20 protein-coding genes and 3 pseudogenes are annotated in these 20399 nt (G+C 68.4%); 12 read left to right on the top strand and 11 right to left on the bottom strand.

The annotated features are described in order from the left end of the window. The first annotated feature begins 482 nt into the window (after positions 1-482). Positions 483-887, top strand: coding sequence for a VOC family protein (locus tag OG819_RS50420; protein ID WP_266656471.1), 405 nt, complete (start codon positions 483-485; stop codon positions 885-887). 166 nt (positions 888-1053) lie between these two features. Next, complete coding sequence (locus OG819_RS50415; protein ID WP_266656469.1) at positions 1054-1224, top strand: hypothetical protein; 171 nt, start codon at positions 1054-1056, stop codon at positions 1222-1224. A 91-nt stretch (positions 1225-1315) separates the two neighbouring features. On the opposite strand, the gene OG819_RS50410 is transcribed toward OG819_RS50415, so the two are convergent. The 3 genes from OG819_RS50410 to OG819_RS50400 all read right to left on the bottom strand — a co-directional run bounded on the left by OG819_RS50410 (position 1316) and on the right by OG819_RS50400 (position 4327). Continuing rightward, complete coding sequence (locus OG819_RS50410; protein ID WP_266656467.1) at positions 1316-1612, bottom strand: LysR substrate-binding domain-containing protein; 297 nt, start codon at positions 1610-1612, stop codon at positions 1316-1318. Positions 1613-1630: 18 nt separating this feature from the next. Then, entirely contained in the window at positions 1631-3226 is a 1596-nt protein-coding gene (locus tag OG819_RS50405; RefSeq protein WP_266656465.1) for an ISL3 family transposase, read from the bottom strand. A gap of 72 nt (positions 3227-3298) precedes the next feature. Then, positions 3299-4327, bottom strand: a complete 1029-nt coding sequence (locus OG819_RS50400) for an IS110 family transposase (protein ID WP_266656463.1) — start codon at positions 4325-4327, stop codon at positions 3299-3301. 518 nt (positions 4328-4845) lie between these two features. On the opposite strand from OG819_RS50400, the gene OG819_RS50395 reads away from it, so the two are divergent. From OG819_RS50395 to OG819_RS50375, 5 genes are all read left to right on the top strand, one after another. Next, complete coding sequence (locus OG819_RS50395) at positions 4846-5142, top strand: hypothetical protein (protein WP_266656461.1); 297 nt, start codon at positions 4846-4848, stop codon at positions 5140-5142. Then, a complete protein-coding gene (locus OG819_RS50390) occupies positions 5139-5525 on the top strand; it encodes a fic family toxin-antitoxin system, toxin component (RefSeq protein ID WP_266656459.1) in 387 nt (128 codons plus the stop codon). Before OG819_RS50395 ends, OG819_RS50390 begins: the two co-directional genes overlap by 4 nt. A 308-nt stretch (positions 5526-5833) precedes the next feature. Further along, positions 5834-6253 carry a hypothetical protein gene (locus OG819_RS50385; RefSeq protein ID WP_266656457.1) on the top strand — a complete coding sequence of 140 codons (420 nt, stop codon included), beginning with the start codon at positions 5834-5836 and terminating at the stop codon, positions 6251-6253. Then, positions 6250-6528, top strand: coding sequence for a hypothetical protein (locus tag OG819_RS50380; RefSeq protein WP_266656455.1), 279 nt, complete (start codon positions 6250-6252; stop codon positions 6526-6528). The genes OG819_RS50385 and OG819_RS50380 overlap by 4 nt, the downstream gene beginning before the upstream one ends. 158 nt (positions 6529-6686) lie before the next feature. Further along, positions 6687-7208: a transposase gene (locus OG819_RS50375; RefSeq protein WP_266656453.1), complete on the top strand. Its 522-nt coding sequence runs from the start codon at positions 6687-6689 to the stop codon at positions 7206-7208. Positions 7209-7618: 410 nt separating this feature from the next. Here the strand turns inward: OG819_RS50375 and OG819_RS50370 are convergent. Continuing rightward, positions 7619-7882 (bottom strand): annotated as a pseudogene (locus OG819_RS50370) (transposase family protein); the annotation flags it as partial. 557 nt (positions 7883-8439) lie between these two features. Between OG819_RS50370 and OG819_RS50365 the strand changes: the two are divergent. Next, positions 8440-8757, top strand: coding sequence for a hypothetical protein (locus tag OG819_RS50365; RefSeq protein ID WP_266656452.1), 318 nt, complete (start codon positions 8440-8442; stop codon positions 8755-8757). Here the strand turns inward: OG819_RS50365 and OG819_RS50360 are convergent. Then, positions 8744-9391, bottom strand: coding sequence for a hypothetical protein (locus tag OG819_RS50360; RefSeq protein ID WP_266656450.1), 648 nt, complete (start codon positions 9389-9391; stop codon positions 8744-8746). The genes OG819_RS50365 and OG819_RS50360 overlap by 14 nt on opposite strands. A 138-nt stretch (positions 9392-9529) precedes the next feature. Beyond that, on the bottom strand, positions 9530-9862 hold the full coding sequence (locus OG819_RS50355; protein ID WP_266656448.1) for a hypothetical protein: 333 nt from the start codon (positions 9860-9862) through the stop codon (positions 9530-9532). Between the two features lie 2038 nt (positions 9863-11900). On the opposite strand from OG819_RS50355, the gene OG819_RS50350 reads away from it, so the two are divergent. Further along, positions 11901-13886 (top strand): lonely Cys domain-containing protein, encoded by a 1986-nt coding sequence (locus OG819_RS50350; RefSeq protein ID WP_266656446.1) that lies wholly within the window; start codon positions 11901-11903, stop codon positions 13884-13886. 92 nt (positions 13887-13978) lie between these two features. Here OG819_RS50350 and OG819_RS59360 read toward each other — a convergent pair whose 3' ends face one another. Further along, entirely contained in the window at positions 13979-14995 is a 1017-nt protein-coding gene (locus OG819_RS59360; RefSeq protein WP_266656444.1) for an IS630 family transposase, read from the bottom strand. A gap of 691 nt (positions 14996-15686) precedes the next feature. Further along, positions 15687-16523: an MHYT domain-containing protein gene (locus tag OG819_RS50340; protein WP_266656442.1), complete on the bottom strand. Its 837-nt coding sequence runs from the start codon at positions 16521-16523 to the stop codon at positions 15687-15689. Between the two features lie 790 nt (positions 16524-17313). Between OG819_RS50340 and OG819_RS58885 the strand changes: the two genes are divergently transcribed. Both OG819_RS58885 and OG819_RS50330 read left to right on the top strand, forming a co-directional pair. Further along, complete coding sequence (locus OG819_RS58885; RefSeq protein ID WP_323139457.1) at positions 17314-17520, top strand: ATP-binding protein; 207 nt, start codon at positions 17314-17316, stop codon at positions 17518-17520. Positions 17521-17833: 313 nt separating this feature from the next. Next, complete coding sequence (locus tag OG819_RS50330; RefSeq protein WP_266656440.1) at positions 17834-18748, top strand: YceI family protein; 915 nt, start codon at positions 17834-17836, stop codon at positions 18746-18748. 58 nt (positions 18749-18806) lie between these two features. Here OG819_RS50330 and OG819_RS50325 read toward each other — a convergent pair whose 3' ends face one another. From OG819_RS50325 to OG819_RS50315, 3 genes and pseudogenes are all read right to left on the bottom strand, one after another. Continuing rightward, positions 18807-19139: a SpoIIE family protein phosphatase gene (locus OG819_RS50325; protein WP_266656438.1), complete on the bottom strand. Its 333-nt coding sequence runs from the start codon at positions 19137-19139 to the stop codon at positions 18807-18809. A gap of 279 nt (positions 19140-19418) precedes the next feature. Then, on the bottom strand, positions 19419-19571 hold the full coding sequence (locus tag OG819_RS50320) for a hypothetical protein (protein WP_266656436.1): 153 nt from the start codon (positions 19569-19571) through the stop codon (positions 19419-19421). 130 nt (positions 19572-19701) lie between these two features. Beyond that, a pseudogene (locus OG819_RS50315) lies at positions 19702-19797 on the bottom strand (hypothetical protein); the annotation flags it as partial. Positions 19798-19817: 20 nt separating this feature from the next. Here OG819_RS50315 and OG819_RS50310 point away from each other — a divergent pair. Continuing rightward, positions 19818-20262, top strand: a pseudogene (locus OG819_RS50310) (transposase); the annotation flags it as partial. Between the last annotated feature and the right edge of the window lie 137 nt (positions 20263-20399).

Below are 20399 nucleotides of genomic sequence, written 5' to 3'. Positions count from 1 at the left end.
CCGCTAGCGCTCACGCGTTGTGGCAGGTTGGTGACGACGAATTGGGACCACTGGGGGTTTGGGGCGAAAGGTGCCCACTTGGCGACCAACTAGCGTTGGCTGAAAAACGACTCGCTTTCGGGCCGGTGTCCTGGTATCCGCTTGAGAGGTCGAAGCTCCAGAATCGTTTCAAACAGGCGGCTTGCCCAGCCGCGCCGACGGCGAGCGTCGGCGCCCCGCCATCCGCTCCGGCTCAAACTGCACCGGCTTCGTCCGCGGGAGATCCGGCCCACGGTACTGGTGGGCTCGCGTATTCAACTGTCGCCAGTTCTCGGCCTGGGCTGGGGATGGGTGACGCTCCGTGGCCGAAAAGGTCTACCTCCTCGGAAGACGCCTCGACGGCGTCAGCGCTGCTGTTTAGGATCATGCGCACGTATCGCGTGTCGGTCACCGGCTGGGTGAGGCATGGAGGTGCCGTGAGGTGCCTCGCGGAGGCATTCCACATGTCGGTCGAGTTGAATCACACCATCGTCCATGCCCGGGACAACCGGGAGTCGGCCGAGTTCCTGGCGCACATCCTGGGGCTTGAGGCCGGGACCGCGTGGGGCCCGTTCATTCCCGTGGCCACCAGCAACGGGGTCATCCTGGACTTCGCCGCCATCCCGGCGGAGTCGATCGCCATGCAGCACTACGCGTTCCTCGTCTCCGACGAGGAGTTCGACGTGGCCTTCGCGCGTATCCAGCAGGCCGGGATCACGTACTACGCCGATCCGCATCTGAAGCAGCCGGGAGAGTTCAACCACCACCACGGTGGGCGCGGACCGTACTTCACGGATCCGGCCGGGCACGGCGTGGAGATCATCACGCGGCCCTATGCCGGCCATGAGCAGACGCCGACAACTTCGTGAGGCAGTCGCAGGCCGGGGAGTGCCCTGGCCTACCACTTCGTGGCGTGGTTCAACTGCCGTGAGTTTCCTGCGGAGTCCAGCCTGCTGGCGACCGTTTGTGGTCTCCAGCGGCGTATCGGCTCCACGTTCCGCCGGTCTCGTTGAGCAGGCGGGTGGTGGTCTTGTCGTGGTAGCCGAGGGCGTCCGCGACGACGGGAGCGGGCCTCTCAAGGAGTTGTTGCCGGATGGCGGCGCCGCGGGCGGCGGCCACTGGGACGCCGATCTCGTTGAGGAGTGCGGACAGATGGTCCGGGCGGAAGGGCTGGCCCGCCCGGCGGCCAGGGAACAGCCAGGGTGAGAAGCTGTTTCAGAACCGGCGATCTGTGACGTTCTGTAACGCCGGTCTGGATGACTGCTGAGTTGACTGCGCGATATCGGCTTGGTCGCGATCACCTGCCCGTGATCAGGCTGGTCTCTGCGAGGGTGCCGTCGTTGCATACGGCGCGGCAGCTAAGGACGAAGGCATTGACGGTGTCGTCAACCGGTTGGGTGCGGGGCCAGGCGACACCGATCTGGCTGGGACTGACGCCTGTCACGGGGCGGTAAACGACGTCCGGGTGTTGGTAGAAGCGGGCGGTCGCTTCGGGGGTGAGGCTGATGCATTGGCCGTGGGCGATCGTATTGAGCCATTCATCGGGGTGGTGCGCGACCGCGTGTCCGCGTACTCCCTGAAGTGGCTCTGGCAAGATTTTCGTAGCCGGAGATCACCTCGGTGACACGATGGGCCGGTCCGCATCGCGGCGGCGGAAGTGGGCGATCAGGACAACGCGGTGACGGAGAAGGGGGACGCCGGCGCGGCCGGCCATCAGGCGTTTCTGTAGCTTGACGTCGGTGATGCGGCCTTCGTTGACCCCGGAGTTGTAAGGGGTGGCGATTCCCTGAGTGACGGCATCCCGGTCTTCGCGCAAGGCTCTGGCGAGGCCGGCGAGAGGGGTCAGCCCGCTGTTTGCGAGGTCGTCCAGCCAGCCTGCCAGGGGTGCCGCGTCACGGTTGTCGAGCATTACGGCGAACCGACGGACCAGGTCGTGGGTGTGCCGGAGTTCAGGGCACTGGTCGAGGAGCCGGGCCAGGCAGTCGTTGATGTGTGGGCTTCGGCGGTTCGGATGGGTGGTGATCCAGCGGGCGGCCCCGCGCGGGGAGGGCGGCCGCTGCCGTGGCTCGTCCAGAGGCAGGCCCCGGCGCAGGGGTGCGACGGCCATTTTCACGCGCTGGTAGTGGCCGAAGTAGCCCTTGGTCTGGAGTTCCTCGTGCAGGATCTTCGCGCTGTGCTGCCCCTCGTCCCAGCGTTGTTGCAGGTAGTCAAGGTAGGGGTCCAGGGCGGAGGGCTTGCGGGGCGGCCGGCGCATCACTTCCTGCCAGGTTCGGGCTCGGGCGTACTTGCCCACGGTGCGGCGGTCCAGGCCGAGTTCCCTGGCCACCGAGCGGTGGCTCCGGCCGGTGCGGGACAGCGCCTGGACGGCCTCGAACAGCCGTCGGGCATGCCGCCCTGCCCGTGTGTCCGCCGCGGTGTTCTCGCCGCTCTCCTCGACCAGTGCCGGATCGGTCGCACTGACCGGGGGCAGTGCTGCGGGCAGGCAGCTGCGGTGGGCGGAGGCGATGTCCTGGACGCGTCGAGAGAGGCCCTGCCACAGATGGAATCGGTCGCTGACCTGCACGGCATCAGGGGCGCCGACGGTGAGACCGTGGCGGTAGGCGAGGGAGCCGTCACGGCAGGCGACCTCGACACCTGGATGCTCGCGGAGCCACCCGGTGAGTTGCTCCGAGTCGCGTCCCTCCCAGAGGGTGAGCGGAAGCCGGGTGGTGGCATCGACGAGGAGGGTGCCGTAGGTGTCGCCGTAGAGCGCGAAATCGTCCACCCCCAGCACCCGGGGTGTCTCCCATGGCGGAAGCGGCACCCGCATCAGCTGAGACAGGACGGTGCACCGCGAGAGCGTGACGTTCAGGATCCGCAGCATCCGGGCACCGCCACGGCCGGCCAGCACCACACCGACGGCCTCGACCAGGCGCTGCAACTGTGGGGTGCGCCGCTGGTATCTCACGGTCAGCCCCGGAACTTGCTCGGCGAAGGTCTTCTTCGGGCAGGTCGGGTTCTCGCAGTACAGGCGGCGTACCGACAAGCGGATGCGCAGAGACCGGCCTGCGAGTGCGATATCGGCGAGGAGCCGTTCATAGCGGCTATGGCACCAGGTGCTGAGCCGGCCGCATCCCGTGCATCCTGCCGAAACACTGGCTCTCGTGCGGGCGCGGACCGTCACGACAGCATCGGAGACCTGGACCGAGACCACCAGCACATCAGCCAACTGCGGTAACAGACTTGCCAGTTCAACAGAGCACAGCCACAGGCTGCCCGCTGTGCGGACCAGCCCATCGTGTCACCGAGGTGATCTCCGGCTACGAAAATCTTGCCAGAGCCACTTCAGGGAGTACGCGGACAGGTGGTGGTTCTCGCTGATCTGGCCGGAGTCTTTTGGCGCGGGTGCCACCCCGGCGAAGGTCGCCAGTCTGTCAGCGGTGGGGAAGGCATCCAAGCTGCCGCCGGTCGCGGCGAGGAACTCCGCTCCGAGGATCGGCCCGATGCCGGGCATGGAAGCGATCACCTCGGCGAGTTCGTGTTCGCGAAACCGTCCCTCGATGAGCTGGTCGGTCTCGGCGATCTTCTCGTTGAGGGTCATTACCTCCTTCGCCAGGGTGTGGACCATCCTCGCGATGGCCTTCTCCCCGGCAACGGCGGTGTGTTGACGGTCAGCGGCATCCAGTGCTTTGGCCGCGACGGCGTCGGGGGTGCGGACCTTGCGGTTGCGCAGCCACGTCGCAAGGCGTCGCTTGCCCGCCCGGCGGATCGCCACCGGTGTCTGATAGCCCGTGAGCAGAACCAGAGCGCCGGTGGTGCCCATGTCGAAGGCACGTTCCAGGGCCGGGAACATGCCGGTGAGCAGGGACTTCAGCCGGTTCACGGTCCGGGTCCGGTCGGCAACCAGGTCAGAGCGGTGTTCGGTCAGCAGCCGTAGCTCAATGGCGGCTTCGTCGGCGGGTCGGATCGGCTGCAGATCACGGCGCATACGGGCCTGATCCGCGATCACCTTGGCATCCCGGGCATCGGTCTTGCCCACGCCCCGGTAGCTGTCGGTGGCCCGGTTGACCGCGATACCGGGAATGTAGACGAGTTCCTGGCCGTGGTTGAGCAGCAACTCGATCAACAAGGCGGGTTCACCACCCGTCATGTCCATCGCCCAGGTCGCCTGGTCTCCACTGGCGATGTCCAAGACATCACCGATCAGTTCCAGCAGCTCAGGTTCGTCGTTGGGCACCCGTCGAGACAGCAGGGTGTCACCGTCGGTGTCCATGACCAGGCAGTGGTGGTGGCTCTTGCCACAGTCGGTCCCTACCCATATCCGGCTCATCGTGCTCCATCAGGTCGTACTTTCCTTAAGTACCACTGACGACCTCGCCGGCAAGGCTCTACACAGCGACACATTCGCACTTCCCAATCGGCGGCCGAGTCGTCGTGGGGAGGCAGGCGGCCAAGCATCGAAAGCCACGAACGGCAGCCGGCTACAAGCCACACCCACCTCCCTGGGCGTCCCCACCCTACGAACGGGAGGACCAACCCAGACAGAAAGGTAGAGCCGGCTATGACGTGACGCGGCTGGCCTTCCTGCTTGCGGACCTGCCCGTTGAGCTGCTGGGCCGGATGCACAAGCAGCAGAGCTGCATAAACGCCAAGCTTAGAAGGCCAGCACACCCAGCACAGCCTCGCCCACGTACGCATGGTGCTTCGACCACGGCGTGCTCCACACATTACAGAGCGTATGGGCATGCACCCAGGTGTGAGTGAGTTGCCGGTGACCGCTGTCCGCGCGTCGGTTTCGGAGTGCTCTCCCCCGAGACGAGTCATGGTATCGCTGGTACCGTAGATACCATGACGGATCCAAAAGCGATGAGCCTGCGCTTCCCCGACCCTGCGCAGCGAGCCACAATCGCGGCAGCGGCCAAGCAGGCGGGGGTCAGCATGCAGGAGTACATTCTCTCAGCCGCCTATGACCGGGCGACCGCCGTAGAACAGCGGTTCCTGGACGGCTTCAAGGCATCCATGGCCCGTAGCAGCGCGGCTTTCGCGGCCGAACCCAGCAACCTGGATCCCAGCGCCGAGCAGCGTGCGGCCGAGCAGGAAGCGCAGCGAGAAATCGAGCACCAAGAGCGAGGTCACGCCGCGTGACCCAGCCGGAACCGCTCCACCCGCTTGACGTCACCTTCCTGCTGCACGCCGCCGAACTGCTCGACAGCGATCCGCAGGTCGACGACTACGGACCGCTCTACGCCGCTGTCGCCCGCGTCAACGCCAGGGCGATGGAGCGCGACATCTACGGATCCTTGTACCTCAGGGCCGCCGCGCTGCTGCAGACCCTGGCGAAATTGCCGTGTCTGGAACACTCCAACGAGGCCTTCGCCTGGCACGCGACCGAGGCATACTTGATCCTCAACGCGCGCGAACTCGACTACCCCCCCAAGGCGGCCGTCGCGCTCGTGCGCGACGCAGCCTCCGGCGCACTCGGCGTCGCCCGGATCGCCCGTCAGCTGCGCGACTGGACCGTCACCTGACCCGCACCCGCGCCCGGCGCGGGGCCGGTGTGGCGAAGACGGCACCGACCTGACCGGCTGGCCATACGAGCGGCGGCGCGGGGCCTTGGAAGCGCTGTTCGCGGACCACAGCCTGACCGCCCCGCTGGTGCTGCGGCCGCCGACCCGGCCGTAGTACCCGGACGGCACCGACTTCACCAACCCGCGCTGGGGCCATGCCAGTTCCCCGGACCTGCTCACCTGGACCGAGCACGAGGTGGCGCTCTTCCCCGGCCCGCAGGAGACCGCGCCCTACGACGCGACCGCGGGCTGCGCGGTCGAGCACGACGGTGGCGTCTCGATACCTCTACACCGGTGTACTCGGCGACGCCCAACTCCCCCGTCTCGCACGCGCCGCCGACGACGGCCTGTCGGGCTTCGTCAAAGACCCGGCCAACCCCCTTGTCCTTGCTCCGCCCGCCGCCGACATCACCGGATTCAGCGATTACAGCGTGTGGAGGGAGGACGGCCGGTGGCGACAGCTCGTCGCGGGCACCCGCCGCGAGCACGGGGGCTCGGTGTTCGCGCTGTCCTCGCCCGACCCGCGGGCGTGGGACCACAACGGAGTCTTCGTCGACCGGGCCGGCTCGAAGGTACCGGGCGCGGTATGGGAGTGCCCAGGCTACTTCGCCGTGGAGGACACCGGAGCTCTGCTGGTCTCCGTCATCCACGAACGACGACGGCGAGGGGGCCTGCGATCTGGTAGATGACCGGCACCACCTCAGGCATCGGCTTCGAAGTACGCGAAGCCGGCGTAGTGGACGTGGGCGACCGCTTCTACGCTCCGCAGTCGTACTGGACGGCGGACGGCCGACGCATCCAGTTCGGCTGGATCCGCACCCACTACGCCCCCGCCGCCCTCAGCGGACCAGCCGTTCGCTTCATGAGCCTGCCGCGCGAACTCTCGGTGCACCAGGGCCGCCTCCACTGCGAGTCGGCCACCGAACTGACACGACTCCGGCGTGCCGCGACACCCTGCCGGTGACCGACGCGGCCCGCCTCGACACGCCGAAGACCGCCAGAGAGCTGGTACTCGGCGCCCCAGCTGTGGACAGTATGCGGTGCGTCGCCCTGCGTTCCCGGGGCGGAACCGAGATGGCGTGGACCTGGCGGCATTCACCGGACTAAAGAGCACTTATTGAAATGCGGGCCCCTGGCCGGATCGAGAACGCCCAGGTCAGCCTGCACCTGTCCTACGGCTCCAGCCGGGGCCGCACGCTCATTGACCGCGAGCTCTACCTCGGACGCGCCTGGGTCGGCACCACCGCCGACCACGAGCGTCGCTGTGCCGAGCAGGGCATCCCGCCCGAACGGGCCACCACGGTGGCGACCAAGCCGGAGCTGGCCCGGCGCGTGCTGGAGCGCGCCCTGGACGCCGGCGTGCCCTTCACCTACGTCCTTGCCGACGAGGCGTACGGCCAGTGCCGCGCGCTGCGCGCCTGGCTGGAAGAGCGCCGGGTGCGCTGTGTGCTGGCGATCCCCAAGAACGAGGTGCTGCCGCTGCCCGACGACCGTACCCGGCAGGCCCGCGAGCTGTACGCTCTCGTGCCCAAGGGACGTTCGAGCGCCGCTCGTGCGCCAGCGGCGCCAAGGGGCGGCGCGAGTACGACTGGGCCAGCGTCCAACTCGCCCCCACCCTGCAAGCCTTCGAAAGACATCTGCTGATCCGCCGCTCGACCGTGCCCAACAAGAAGGACAAGAAGACCGGCGAGCTCGTCCGCGAGGTCGCCTACTTCCTCTGCCACACCGCCCCGGGCACCACCTTGGCTGAACTGGTCACCGCCGCCGGGCAGCGGTGGATGGTCGAGGAGGCGTTCCAGGCCGCAAAAGGCCAGGTCGGCCTCGACGAGCACGAAGTTCGCAAGTGGTGCTCGTGGTACCGGCACGCCCCGTGTGCATGCTCGCCATGGCCTTCCTCACCGCTATGCGGAGCCGGCACATACCCGCCTAGCCGACACCACTCGCCCCCCGACCATGAACGAGATCCGCCGCCTGTACGACCGGATCGTCCTCGCCTCCGCCCGCACTTGGCCCGCCATGCACGACGTATGCCACTCACGCGTACCCCCCAGGGCGAGCTGGAGCAGGACGAGGGCTATCCGGGTGATGGCGCAGGGGCGGGCTGACCCGGCGCAGGGCCTTGAAGGTGACCTTCAGCAGGGCGTTGGCCCGCTCGGCAACGGGGTGGATTGGATGCCCCGGATCACGGCGTTGAACGCCTGGCCGGACTCGGTGAGTTCACCGCCCTTGGGCTTCTTGGCCGGGTGGCGCAGGCCGTCTGCAGCGTTCTCGTAGCCGAGGTCGGCCAGGGTGGAAATGCCCAGGGTTTCGGCGAGCCGCCCCGCCGTTCCTGCCGGGCCAGCCCAGTTCTCCCAGCCGCAGTCGTTGTCCGGCCCGAACTCCTGGTGGTAAAGGGACTGTAAATCGTCGGCGTAACTCCCGATCATGGAAGATGCATCGATGACCAGTGAGAACGTGTCCGAGTCCGAGGCCGCCGAGACCGCCGAGTCCACAGGCTGCGTCGGCGAAGGCCGTGGACGACCAGTTGATCGACGAGCTGGTGGGCTTGGCAGAGCCTGATTCGTGACACTGCATGTCAGGAATGACGGCGCAGGCCCGTTGGGGCCCTTCCTCGGGGACGGAAAGGCGTCCTGCGCTCGGGATGGCCGGCCCGGGGGCGCACAGCGCGGTTGAGTGGCGGTGTGTGCCGGTAAGCCAGGGCTCAGAGGGTGCAGGGGCAGTGATGCGTACGCCGTGCGAGCGGCGGTGCGCGTGCCCTTGCGAGCTGTATGGCATGAGTCCGTCCGAACGGACCGCCGGGCATGGAGGACAGGCAGGTCCCTGCCTCCGCAGGATGGCGGGGTGTTGGTGTGGGGGGTGGTTGGTGGTGGGTGGGATGGTCAGGAATGACGCTGAGGGGGTGGCCCGGGTGGGGGCGGCTCTGGGTGAGTTGGGTGAGCGGTGGAAGGAGGTCGCGGACCGGCTCGGGGCGCGGACGCGGGAGTTGGGCGACGGGGATGTTTTCGGTGATGGTGAGGAGGGCCGGCAGTTGAGGGAGAGTTTCCTGCCGGCTCAGCAGGGGCTGGTGGAGGCAGTACAGGGTCTGGGTCCGCTGGGGGCGGGTTCGGCGGACGCGGCGCATGGCACGGCGGGTGTGTTCCAGCGGGTGGATGAGACGACCGGGAAGATCGCCGCCGATCTCAGGGACAGCTGAGCGTGGACACCATCGAGTTGCCGGGGGCGTTGGCCTGGCTGGCGCCGGTCGTGATCGGTGACCGGTGGCCGAAGGTCAAGGAGGGGCTCCTGTGGGAGCTGGGGCAGCTGGACCAGGAGGCGGCCCGGCTGCTGGGTGAGATCCTTGAGGCGTTGCGGCGTGTGATTCCCGGTGCGGCTGCCAGTGCGACCGGTCCGGCCGGTGAGGCGATGACGGATCTGCTGGACCGGCTGTCGTCCGTGATACCGGATCTGGTGGAGACGGCGACCGCGTTGGGGGATTCGGCGAAGTCGACCGCGGCGGAGATCCAGTACGGCAAGTTGATGATCATCGCGGTGATGATCTGGCTGGCGGCGGAGCTGGCGGCGTTGCTGCCGTGGTCGTGGGTGCCGGGTGTTTCGGCGTTGATCGAGGCGGTGGAGGCCGCGGCGGCGGTGGTGGCCAGGACGCTGCTGGGCCGGATTTTGCGTTCGGTGGCCGCGCGTGCGTCGTTCTCGCGTGCGTTGCAGGCGGCGGGTGCGGCTTCCGCGAGCCGGATCGCGCAGTTGCTGGAGCGGCTGGGTGTGGACAAGGGTGTGGCGCGTTCGGCGGGTGAGCTGGGCGGCAGGATGGTCAACGGCGCGCTGGCGGGCACGGCTTTCAACGTGGGTCTGGACGTGGGGATCCAGGCCGGTCAGATGGCGGCGGGGACGCGGCGGTCGTGGAACACGCAGAGCACGGCGTTCGGCGCGTTGACGGGTGTGGCCGGTGGCATGCTGGGCGCGGGTCTGATTCATGGGGTGCAGTCCGCGGTGGGCAGGCTGGGGGAGAAGTTCGGGGCGCGCAGGGCTGACGCGGAGGGCCTCAAGGGTGAGGAGCGGGTCATTCGTGTGGCCGGGGTCCGGGCGGAGATGACGAGCTGGGTGACGCCGCCGGCGGTTACGCGGCCGGCGTGGAAGGCGGAGAACTTCACGGAGTGGAAGAGTGCCGCGGGGCTGAGGTCGCTGCCGGCCAGGGCCGCGGTGGGCGGGGCGGCGGGGCTGGGTGCCACGGTCCTGGGCAATGTCGTGTCGGGGTATGACAGCAGTCTGCCGTTCGGGTTCATCTCCGGTGCCGTCGGTGTCATGGCGGAACGGCCCCACATCCACATCCCCCACATCCACATCCCCCACATCGACATCCCCCATGGTGAGGGCGGTGGCGGGTTTACGGAGCTGGACCTCAAGACCGGCGACACGACGAAGGGGATGCCGGGCCCAACCGGACCGGGGGCAACGGTCCCGGCCGGCACGTCACCGTTCGCGCCCTCCGGCACACCCGTAAAGGCCGAAGTCGTCTCCCGCCCGGCCGGGCCGCCGCAGACGCAGGCGGGGCCGGCAACGGCAGGCGGGACGGGTCCGGTCGCCGCTCCGGGAGCCGGGGCAAGCGCCGGGGCCGGGGCCGGGGATGGCACGGCATCCGGACCGCCCCGGTACACAGCTCTTCCGGCTGCGGCTGGGGCGGCCGCGGAGGGTGGTGCCGCGCCCGGTGGACTGCCGGGCTTCCACACAGAACTGCGAGGCGCACACCCCGGCACAGCACCCGCCGCTGCCACCGCCGATCCAGCTCCCACGCGGACCGCGGCGGGCGCAGAGCCCTCCGGCACGGGCGCAGAGCCCTCCGGCACGGGCGCAGAGCCCTCCGGTACGGCCACTGGGACCGAAGGCGCAAGCGACGCGACCGTTATCGCCGCAGGACTCACACCCACACAGACCCACACACCAGCCCACCCGACCCAAACACAGACCAACGCACCATCCCCCGCCACGGAGACAGCAGTCCCCGCAGCAGCCGGGATCCCTTCAGCGGCCAGGAGTTCTCTGGTGCCGAGGGAGCCGTATGCTGCCGCAGTCGCCTCGTCGTCCGGACCAATCGACACGGCGGCCGCGACAGGCACGGCGGGGATGGAGCCGGCGAGCGCTGCCGGTCCGGGGACGGTCGCGGCCGCAGCGGCGCATGCTTCTGCGGCCAGTGCCGTGGACGGCGAGTTGTCCGGTGCGGGCGGGGGGCAAGGTTCCGCTCCGGACTTGCCTGCGGGGACAGTGCGGGCCGCGCAGGCCCATACCGTGAGTTCCCGCCCGTCGGGCGTACCGGGCTTTGCACCGGCCCGGTATTTCACCAGGGACGCGCCTACCGCGGGACCCGTGACCGCGGCGACCCCGGTGCCGGGCGTAAAGACCGATGCTGTTGCCGAACATGCGGTGGATGCCGGAACAGTGCCGTCCCCGGCTGTGGACCGCATCACCGGGAGTCGGGTGGAGGTGCCGGCCGCCGGCACCTCCACCGAGGCCGGCCCGGCGCACACCGCGACGTCCACAGAGTCAGAAAAGAACGAATCCGCAGTCACCCCGCCAGCCGGCGTCGCTGGCGGTGCCGGGACGAACCACCTGCACGCCACGTTCACGGACCGCCGGCGCATCGGCAAGCCCGAGCCCACCCATGCCACCTCCGCTGCCGCGGCCGGCGCCGGAACTGTCCGGAGTGCCGTCACGGCGGTTCCCGGCGGCAGCCGTGCCCAGGAGACTGCCGGTGCGGTCGGGTCTGGACGGCCACCGTCGGACATGGTGACGTCCAGTGATTCCTCCGCGGGCTCCGGCCGGGTACCCGCGCCAGGAGTCGACAGAGCTCAGGTCGCTTTCCGACCACCGGCACGCCACACAGCCGTCACCCGACCCTTCACGGCCGGACCTGACCCCATACCCATGACGGCCCCAACCGCCCCCCGCCCTCAGCACGCCGCCGCCGAGCACACCGCCACAGAAAACCCCACCACACGAGAGGACTCGGCCACGCACACACCAGCTACCAGGGTGCCGCCGGACGCCGCCGCGGAGGGCGCTCTCCTGGAGGCACGCTCCACCGCCCCGGATGCCCATACTTTCCTCCCGGCCGACGGCGTCACCACGGGTACGACGGCAACGGTGGGTGGCGTGGCCAGTAGACATGGTCAGTCTTCTGAGGGCACCGGCGCGGTCGTCCGGGCCGGCCGGGTGCGCGGTGGTCATGCCGTGACGCCGAAGCGCTCGGGGCGCGCCGGGCGCCAGCCGCAGGCCGTCCAACGCCCCCGCACGGGTGGTATCAGGCCCGTCAGGGCGACGCCGGTGCCCTTCGTGCCGCATCCGGGTATGTCTCCCGACGTCCTGGTGGGAGAGCTGTTGCACCAGGACGGCCAGGCATTGGGCATCCACACCCCAGAGGCGATGGTGCGGTATCTGCTCCATCTGACCGATACCAACTACGAGGACCTCGGGGAGGGCGACCTGCGGCGGCTGGTCAATTCGGCCGTGCGGGTCAGGCGGGCCGGGCGGACCTGCACCGCCCAAGAGCTCCGCGCCTTTCATGCCGAGCGGGCGCTGCTCGACCACGACAGCTCGTCCACCGACTACGATGGCAACCCTGGGCGCGACTGGGGCAGCGCCGGCATCCCCCGGCGCCTGTTGACCAGTAACGTGATAACCCCAGCCTTCCGCTATCCGCGGAACCCCGCCGCGGACACGTCGCAGAGAGCGCCATGGCACCAGCCGGGGATGCGGCCGTACAGCGTCCAGGCACTGTACGACCCCGCCAGCAGGACGGTGATGGCGTGGGACCGGGTCAGCAGCCGGTGGCTCGGGCTCAGTCACGAGGAGTTCGCCCGTCTGGTGGCGGCGGACCCCACACTGAGCGGAGCAACCGGGATCGTCCTCGCCGGGAGCCACATGGGCGACGTGGACCTCGATCTGCCGCGCACAGTGGCCCGCCAGACCGGACATGACGTATGGGCCTACACCGAGGAGCTCTCGTTCACCTCTCCTCGGGGTCTGGACATCCTGGTGATGAGGCCCCACGAGAACGAACGGGAAACACGCTCACCGGGTGTGTGGGTGCGTTGCCGTCCCGACAACCTGGATGTGGCCGACGCGAGCCGAACCCCGCAGCCAGGAGCGGTGACATACCGGTCGTATCCGCTCGTGGACCGTTCGGGAAACCCGTATGGTCGAGCTTTTTTCGACGATGAGATGAGGGCCGTGCTGGAAGCCAGTGAGATGCGATTTCTCCCCGAGACAACGCAGTATCGGCTCGGTTATCCAGAGAATTTGACAGCCGACGATGAATGGATAGCGTCGGATCGGACGCGAACCCTGCCGTACCCCTGGCCGGGCGATCTGCCGCCCTCCTACTGGCTTGACCTGCACGGCGAGCAACGGAGTCCCCAGCGGTACTTTTTGCTGCCGGCCAACGACGGAACGAATGTAGAGCTCACCCCTGGTCAGCTGAACGGCGACGTGCTGCGGCACAGGAAGAGTTTCAACCGGCCCAGGCCCGCTGCCGAGCCCGGCCGTCCCGCGCCCCGCAGAACGATGGTTCTTACTGCCTGCCGCTCGGGCGAGTTGCCGGGGGGCGCCGACCCGCTGTGGCACAGCTCCCTCGCCCAGCAACTCGCTGACGCGGTCGGCGACCTGTACGACGCGGTCTACGCACCCAACGGCGATCTGTACACCGTGTGGGCGGAGGATGGTGCGGGGGGGATGGATCAGGACCGAATCCTGATGGTCATGGGCGGTGACAGCGCTCGTCTGGTCGAGTTCCGGCCGTCGCCGACCGCAGCCCGGCTGGCAGAGCTGGCTGCGGGGATCGGGATGCGGTGGCCCGGAGCCGAACCACCCAGCGACCACTGGCGCGAGGACACCCTCATGGGGTTGGTGCGGTTCCTGCGTCACGTCTTCACCGCGGCGGTGGAGGACCGGGCGGATTACCAGTTCCTGCTGGAGGGCGCCTGGGCCCTCGAACGCATGCGGCTCAACGATCCCACGCAGCGTGAACAGCTGCTCAGTTTCCGTGCCCTCGAGGAAGTACGGGAGTCAGCCCGGGCAACCTGGGGCCTGTCGGCCTCCACCGATCGCAACGCCGTCGCCCGGGACTACTGGCACCTGCTTCACGACGCCCGGAACCCCTACCAGCGGGACCTCACACTTCCCGAGTACGTGGCGCTCGTCGGCCTGGTCCCCTCCACCGCCCCTCGCCCCCACCCCCCGCTCCCCACAGACCACATCACTACAGTTCTATCCTCCGGCAGCAGCCAGTCGGTGGCCAAGCGCGCCTTGTCCGCACAGCCTCGTCCGGTGCGCTGATGTGACGTAGCTGGTCCGGCTGTTTATTGATTTTGATCGTGGCCTGCTGTTGCTCAGTTGTACTGAGCTTGACGTTTACTGACTTCGGCTCGTCAAGGTGACGCTGGACCGTCGAGGGTCAGGCCGGTGCCCGCTATGAAACCGTCGAGGGTGCCAGCCCGGTACTGCAGGCGTTTGAGTCGGTTGCGGACGAGCGTTTCCAGTCGGTCGAGGGCGACGACGGCGAGGTTGGCCAGGCTGCGTTTGACGTGTGCCCACACGTCTTCGACGGGGTTGAGGTCGGGCGAGTAGGCGGGCAGCAGGAACATCGTCAGCCATTCACGCTCGGCGATCAACTCACGCATGGCGTGGGAGACGTGCGTGTTGAGCCGGTCCCACACCAGCACGATCGGCGCCTTGACGAGTTGGTGGACACCGTCGATCAGCGCGATGAAGTCGCGCTCGCCCATGCTGCGGCGTTTGCCCTTGCCCGCGGGATGGGTGCGCAGGCGGTGGCACAGCCGGGTCCGGGAACTCGGCCGCATCGCGATCAGCCCGGCCACCGACAGGCGCCCCGAGCGTCGCCCGCTGACTGTCACGACCGGGGTGTGGCCGCGCCGGCCCCAGGTGCGTCCTTTGGGCGGCCGACGGGTGAAGCCTGCCTCGTCCTCGAAGCAGATGTAGCCTCCGCAGGCCGCCCGGGCTCTTTTACCTCCGCCCAGGTCGCCTCCTTCCACGCAGTGACGGCCTGCTCGTCGCGCTCGGCGACCCGCCGCGCGGGGACCTGCGGGCTGAATCCGAGCCGGTGCATCAGCCTCGTCGCCCCGGAGACGCTGTAAGAGACGTGGAACTTCCTGCCGATCAGCGTGGCCACCCTTCGCCGCGGTCCACATCTGGTCCTCCACCCAGCCGTGCACGGCCGGCCCCTGCTCGAGGTACCCGGCAAGTTTCTCCAGGCAGCGCGGGGACAGACGGCACCGCGATCCGCTCGGTCCGCCGGAGACCAGAGCCCGCGCACCGCCGTCCCGCCACAGCTGGTACCACTGGTAGGCCGACTTCAGGCTCACCCGCAGGCGCCGTGCGACCTCTATCGGCTTGATCTTCTGCTCGAACAGCTCGGCCGCCTGCATCCGTACCGACTCCCGGCGCCGTCGTCCCGCAGCAGACAGCCCGCCCCCATCCCCATACCTCACACACCACGGGATATAGCCACCACACCGGACCCATCAGCGACTTCGCGAAAGTTCACCCTGACGAGGGGAAGTCAGTAACGCCACCTACAGACGGGAGACTCTTCAGGGACACAGGGCCTGGGCCGACGTGCGCGAAGCCCGCCTCGACCAGCAGACGCGGTGCGAGATGCCGTGCTCGTTTCCTGAAGTCGCTGATCACCCGACCACTTGAGCCGGTCCGCCACGGCTACTTCACCCACGGGACCATGCAGCTTTTTAGGAAGCACGCTCCATAACCAGTTCCTTGTTGTCCCGCTTGAGCTGGGCGCTATCCCGCTGTAGCCGCTCCGGCTCGTCACTCCCGCCAGCCGGCGCCGTCCCCGTACGGCGGGGGCGGAGACCCAACTCGCCACGGTGGTTTCGTTGATCCCGAGGCCTTCGGCGAACTCGGCGATCGTCTTGCCGGTCTCCGTGACGATCCGGGCAGCCCCCTCACGGAACTCTGGACCGGACTTCGGTCGCCTTTCCGACATGGCTCCCAACTTCCCCTGCAGTTAGGATCTCCACGAGGGGAGAGACATCATCGACCTGCTCGTCGACCGCGCGCCCGGCCCCCTGCGCGCCTTGCGTGAAGCCGACCCCGACCCCATTACTGCCAGCCGTGTGTGCGTGGGGTCTGGGCCACCGGCTGTGTGGTGGCGGTGGCGTCAGCATTTCGCGGCGTGGGCGCTGCTGGATTCCACTCGCCGTCCCCGAGCATGATGTCGGGGTCGAAGAAGACGATCACGGCGGCGATTACGAGGACTGCGAGGGGGCCGACAAGCATGAGCAGGAGAAACGACAGCAGACCGGCGGACGACTGCGGGGTCGAAGTCGCGTGGCTGAGATGAACCGCGACAGCGGCCATGCCGGTGTAGTGCATACCGGTCACGGCCACCCCCATGACGAGGCTCGCCATCAGACTCGACCACACCCCGTGAACGGATACCGCCGCCCACAGGGCGGCGACGGAGGCCACGACGGCGATCAACACGGATAGCACCGCAGTCCGCACGTCATACTGCAGAGTCCCGTCCATATCCATGGCGGCCATCCCGATGTAGTGCATGGCGGCCACGCCCAGACCGGTGACGACGCCCGCCACACCGAGGTTCCCCGGCGACGAGCCCCGATAGCCGACGAGGAAGACTCCGATGGCGACGAACACGATCGCGACACCAAGACTGATCAGCGTCGTCGTCCAGTCGTAGCTGACCAGGGCGCCCTCGACACTGAAACCCATCATGGCGATGAAGTGCATGGTCCATATGCCGCAGCCCATCGACACTGCGCCCAGCATCAGCCAAAGGGCTCTTCGGTGCTGATGCGTGCGCCGCAGCGACCGCGTCGTGCACCGCAGCCCGAGGGCCGCTCCCAGGCAGGCCATCAGATAGGCCGCAATCGGCGTCACGGCCCCGTAGTAGAAGTTGGAAACGGTGGCGGTCATGGGAGCATCCTTTGCTCATGTGTGACGGGCGGGAGGAACCGCGAGCACGGTGTGCCCTACGCAGTGGTGTCACGGACGCTCACGCCTGAGTCCTCGGTGCCGTGCTGGTCTCGGCGCGGAAGCGGCACACGGCCCTCCGGTCAGGAGGGCGCTGGGGCCCCGCGGTGCGTTCTGATCGGGGCGGGGCGGGCCGAGATCGTCGGCTCCGGCCAGTACTGCACGCTCGTAAACGACTCGGCCGGGCTCTGCGCGCCATGGCGCACAGAGCCCGGCCGAGTCGTTTACGATTCAAGCACAACGTGGCCATTCTTCAACCCCATCGGGGCTTTCATCTGTTGGATGGGTTTACCTCTGGTACGGCCACAGATTGGGCGGCCGCCTCAGCGAGGCCGCGACCGCCCTCAAGATGCTGCCGGAGGATCTGGGCGCCGAGGTCGACGGTCCGGGCCCCGGATGGCTCCGAAAGGGCTCGCTGCCCTGCTGAACGAGAAACCCCGGCACGGCGCCTTCCACCGACCACCGGCGGTCTCTCCGTCGGGGGTGCATCGCGGTGTCGCACGAGGGCCTTTCTGGTCGCAGGTGCAGATGTCGCAATCCACACCAGGCCAGAAGGTCCTCACCCATTTCAAGATCCCTCAGCCGAGACCTGCGCGTCACCACCCTCCATGGACAGGACAGACCGGTCGTGCCGGACCGTCGTCGACGGCCTTGCACCCACCCGGCCGGTCTTCGACGAGGCGGCCCTGCTCCTGGTCCGAGCCCGTGGCCTGGACACCGCGCACGTCGCCTCGTGGAATTTCCCAGCGACCCCGCCGTCGTCGCCCGGGCCCGCGAGATGGCCGCCCGCCAACTCGACTCCTGGGGGCTGGCAGAGCTGGCCTTGACTGCCGAACTCGTCGTCAGTGAACTTGTCACCAACGCCATCCGGCACGCGTTGGGCCCGGCTGACTCTGGAACGCACCCTGATCTGCGAGGTCTTCGTGCCAGCAGCACCTGACCGCACCTGCGCCACCCCCGCGCGAGTGACGACGGAGGCCGGGGCCTGTTCCTGATCTCCCAGTTCACCCGGCGCTGGGGCACCCGCCGCATGCCGACGGGAAGATCATCCGGGCCGTACCGTACCTCAGCCACGACGGACCGACAGCCGGCGACTCTCTCACCGCGGGGAACACCTGGCCCATTGACCCGCACGTTCCGCAGGACCTCTGGTACGGACCGTTACCGGTCCGTACCGCGAGCATTCATGGTAGGGAACATGTAAAGCCTGACAGGGTGGCTTGATTTCGGATACGACGACGAAAGGCGCGGGAATGCTCACCACCCTTCTAAGGCGGCGACGAACCAAGGACATCAGGGGCGGCGGAGTGGTCGGGCGTGGGGGCCTCACGCTGCCCGAGGGGGCGGGCCGGGCCGAGTGCCAGGTTGTGGACCCCGTCAGGCTGCCGATGCAGGCTGCGGTCACCGTCCTGGATCAGGCGGGGCATACCGTGACGGAGGGCCGCACCGACGTATACGGGTTGTTCACCGCCGCCCTGCCGCCCGGCGACTATCACCTGTCGGTGGTCTGCGACGGTTTTCAGCCACGTCGTGTCCCTGTTCGGGTGCTTCCGGGTGGGAGAGCCTCGGCCGGGGTGATCGAGATGATCGCCGCCTCGCTCCCACCGGTCCCGGAACCGGGCCGCTGGGACATCGACCCGGACCACACCGCGGTCCGGTTCGTCGCCCGGCACATCGGATTGGCCGAGATCCACGGCCGGTTCAACCGCTTCTCCGGCAGCCTGTGGATAGCCGAGCGGATGCGGGACTCCCAGATCGAGGTCTCCATCGAGGCCGACAGCATCGACACAGGCGTCCAAATGCGCGACAACCACCTGCGCTCGCTGGACTTCCTCGACGTCGCCACCCACCCGTACCTGCTCTTCAGCGGCGGCGACTTCGTACACCGCGGCGGCTCCCACTGGGAGGTGACCGGGGTACTGGAACTGCACGGCATCGCCCGCACCGTGAAGCTGGATACCACCTACCTGGGTCTGGGCATCGGTATGGAGGGCGAGCCCCGGGCGGCCTGCAAGGCTGTCACCGAACTGCACCGCGAGGACTTCACCCTCACCTGGCAGAAGATGCTCGCCCACGGCATCGCCGCCATCGGCACCACCATCCGTATCGAGCTGGACATCCAGGCCGTCCGTCCCGCGCGGGCGGAGCTCCCGCCCGCGGCTGTGTGAGGGATCGGGAGCGGCGGCCGACGGGAAGCGTCACGGCTGCGGCGGCCAGCCAGGTCGGTCACTGTCGGCCCGGACGGGCAGCGATCAGGGCGATGTCGTCCGCAGGGTCGTCCCGGACGATCTCGGCGAGCAGCAGATCCAGGAGGTCTCCGGGGGCTGTGACTGCCGCGGCGGTGAGGCGGCACAGGGAGCCGTCGATGTCCTCGTGGCGGCGTTCGACCAGGCCGTCGGTGTAGAGCAGGAGGGGGTGACCGGGTGCGCAGGATCCTGTGAACGGCCTATACCGACTGCCGCCGGTGCTCAGCGACGGTCCGGGCGGGACGAGCAGGCGGCCGCCCCGGCGGGGCCGAACACAACCGGCGGCACGTGGCCTGCGCTGGCCCAAATCCAAGTGTTCGCGGTAGTCGTGCTCAATGCGCCAGCGGACCTTGGCCGGACGGGCAAGGTCGGCGACCGGGTTGTCGGCCGGCAGGTTGGACAGCCAGTAATCGGTCGGCGCTTCGGCGTCGGCGGGTCATTCGATCAGCAGCCAGCAGGCGGGCAGGATCCCGTCCCACCGACCCTGTTGGGCCGAGGCCGCGGCTTTGATGGGGCGCTCGACGGCTTTGCCGGCCGGGCGCACGCGCACGGCAGCGAAGCGGGAGCGTAACTCCCCTCTCGAGCCGTGTCGTCAGGTCACAGGGGTGAATGCCTCCTGTCCGAGGGCGGCGGCCAGGACTGCCACCGACGGTGCGGTCTGCCGGTAGCGGGGTTGGGGCCAGCAGCCGGTGGCCCCGTTGCGGGCCGGCGCGACGGGCTTCGTCTCGAAAGGGTGGGCGCTCACGTCCGAGCGGACGGCCAGGACGTGGGCAAGTCCGCGCTTGCACAGCGCGTCCGCAGGTGAGCGTTGGTGCCGCGGCGTCGGCCACCACGACCGGCGGCTTCATGCCCCAGCCGGCGAGCGCCGCGAGCATGTCCAGGGCGAGGCGCCACTTCTCGCGGTGCGTGACGTCTGCTGGTATGCGCGTGAGGTCCATGCGAACGGTGTCGGACGCCCACTCTTCGGGCAGGAACAGCCGCCATGCAGCGGGCAGGAAGAGGTGTCGTCGGCAGGAAACGGGGCATCCTCACCGGCACGATCGGACTCGTCCTCGCTGTGACCGTCACCGCCGCGAGCCTGTCCGAGAACGCCGTCGGAATCCAGCTCCTCGACCAGGCCAAGAAAACCTACCTGACCAATCTCCAAGAGCTGGGTCGACACCGGCTTCAAGAACGCCGTTATCGAGCACGGCGCCAGCCTCGGAATCGACGTCGAAGTCGTCAACAGAAACCCCGGAGTTCGCGGCTTCCACGTGGTCAAAAGGCGCTGGGTTGTCGAGCGAAGTATTGGCTGGATCATGCTGCACCGGCGCCTCGCCCGAGACTACGAGACCCTGCGCGCCAGCTCCGAGACCATGATCCACGTCGCCTCGATCGACAACCTCACCAAGCGCATAACGGACGAGACGACACACACCTGGCGAGGAACTTACTAGCAGATAAAGGGCAATCCACCTAGATCAAACGCCCTCTGAGAAGGCATGCTTTGGCGCGCCGCCGTCCGAGCAGCAACGCCGGCTCGGCGGCGCACCGTGGCGCCGAGGTTCCGTGCGGCTGACTGAAAGCCAGCCAT

The organism is Streptomyces sp. NBC_01549 (genome assembly GCF_026339955.1).
In the GTDB taxonomy this organism is placed as follows: Bacteria; Actinomycetota; Actinomycetes; order Streptomycetales; family Streptomycetaceae; genus Streptomyces.
This window is presented reverse-complemented; position numbering and strand designations above follow the sequence as displayed.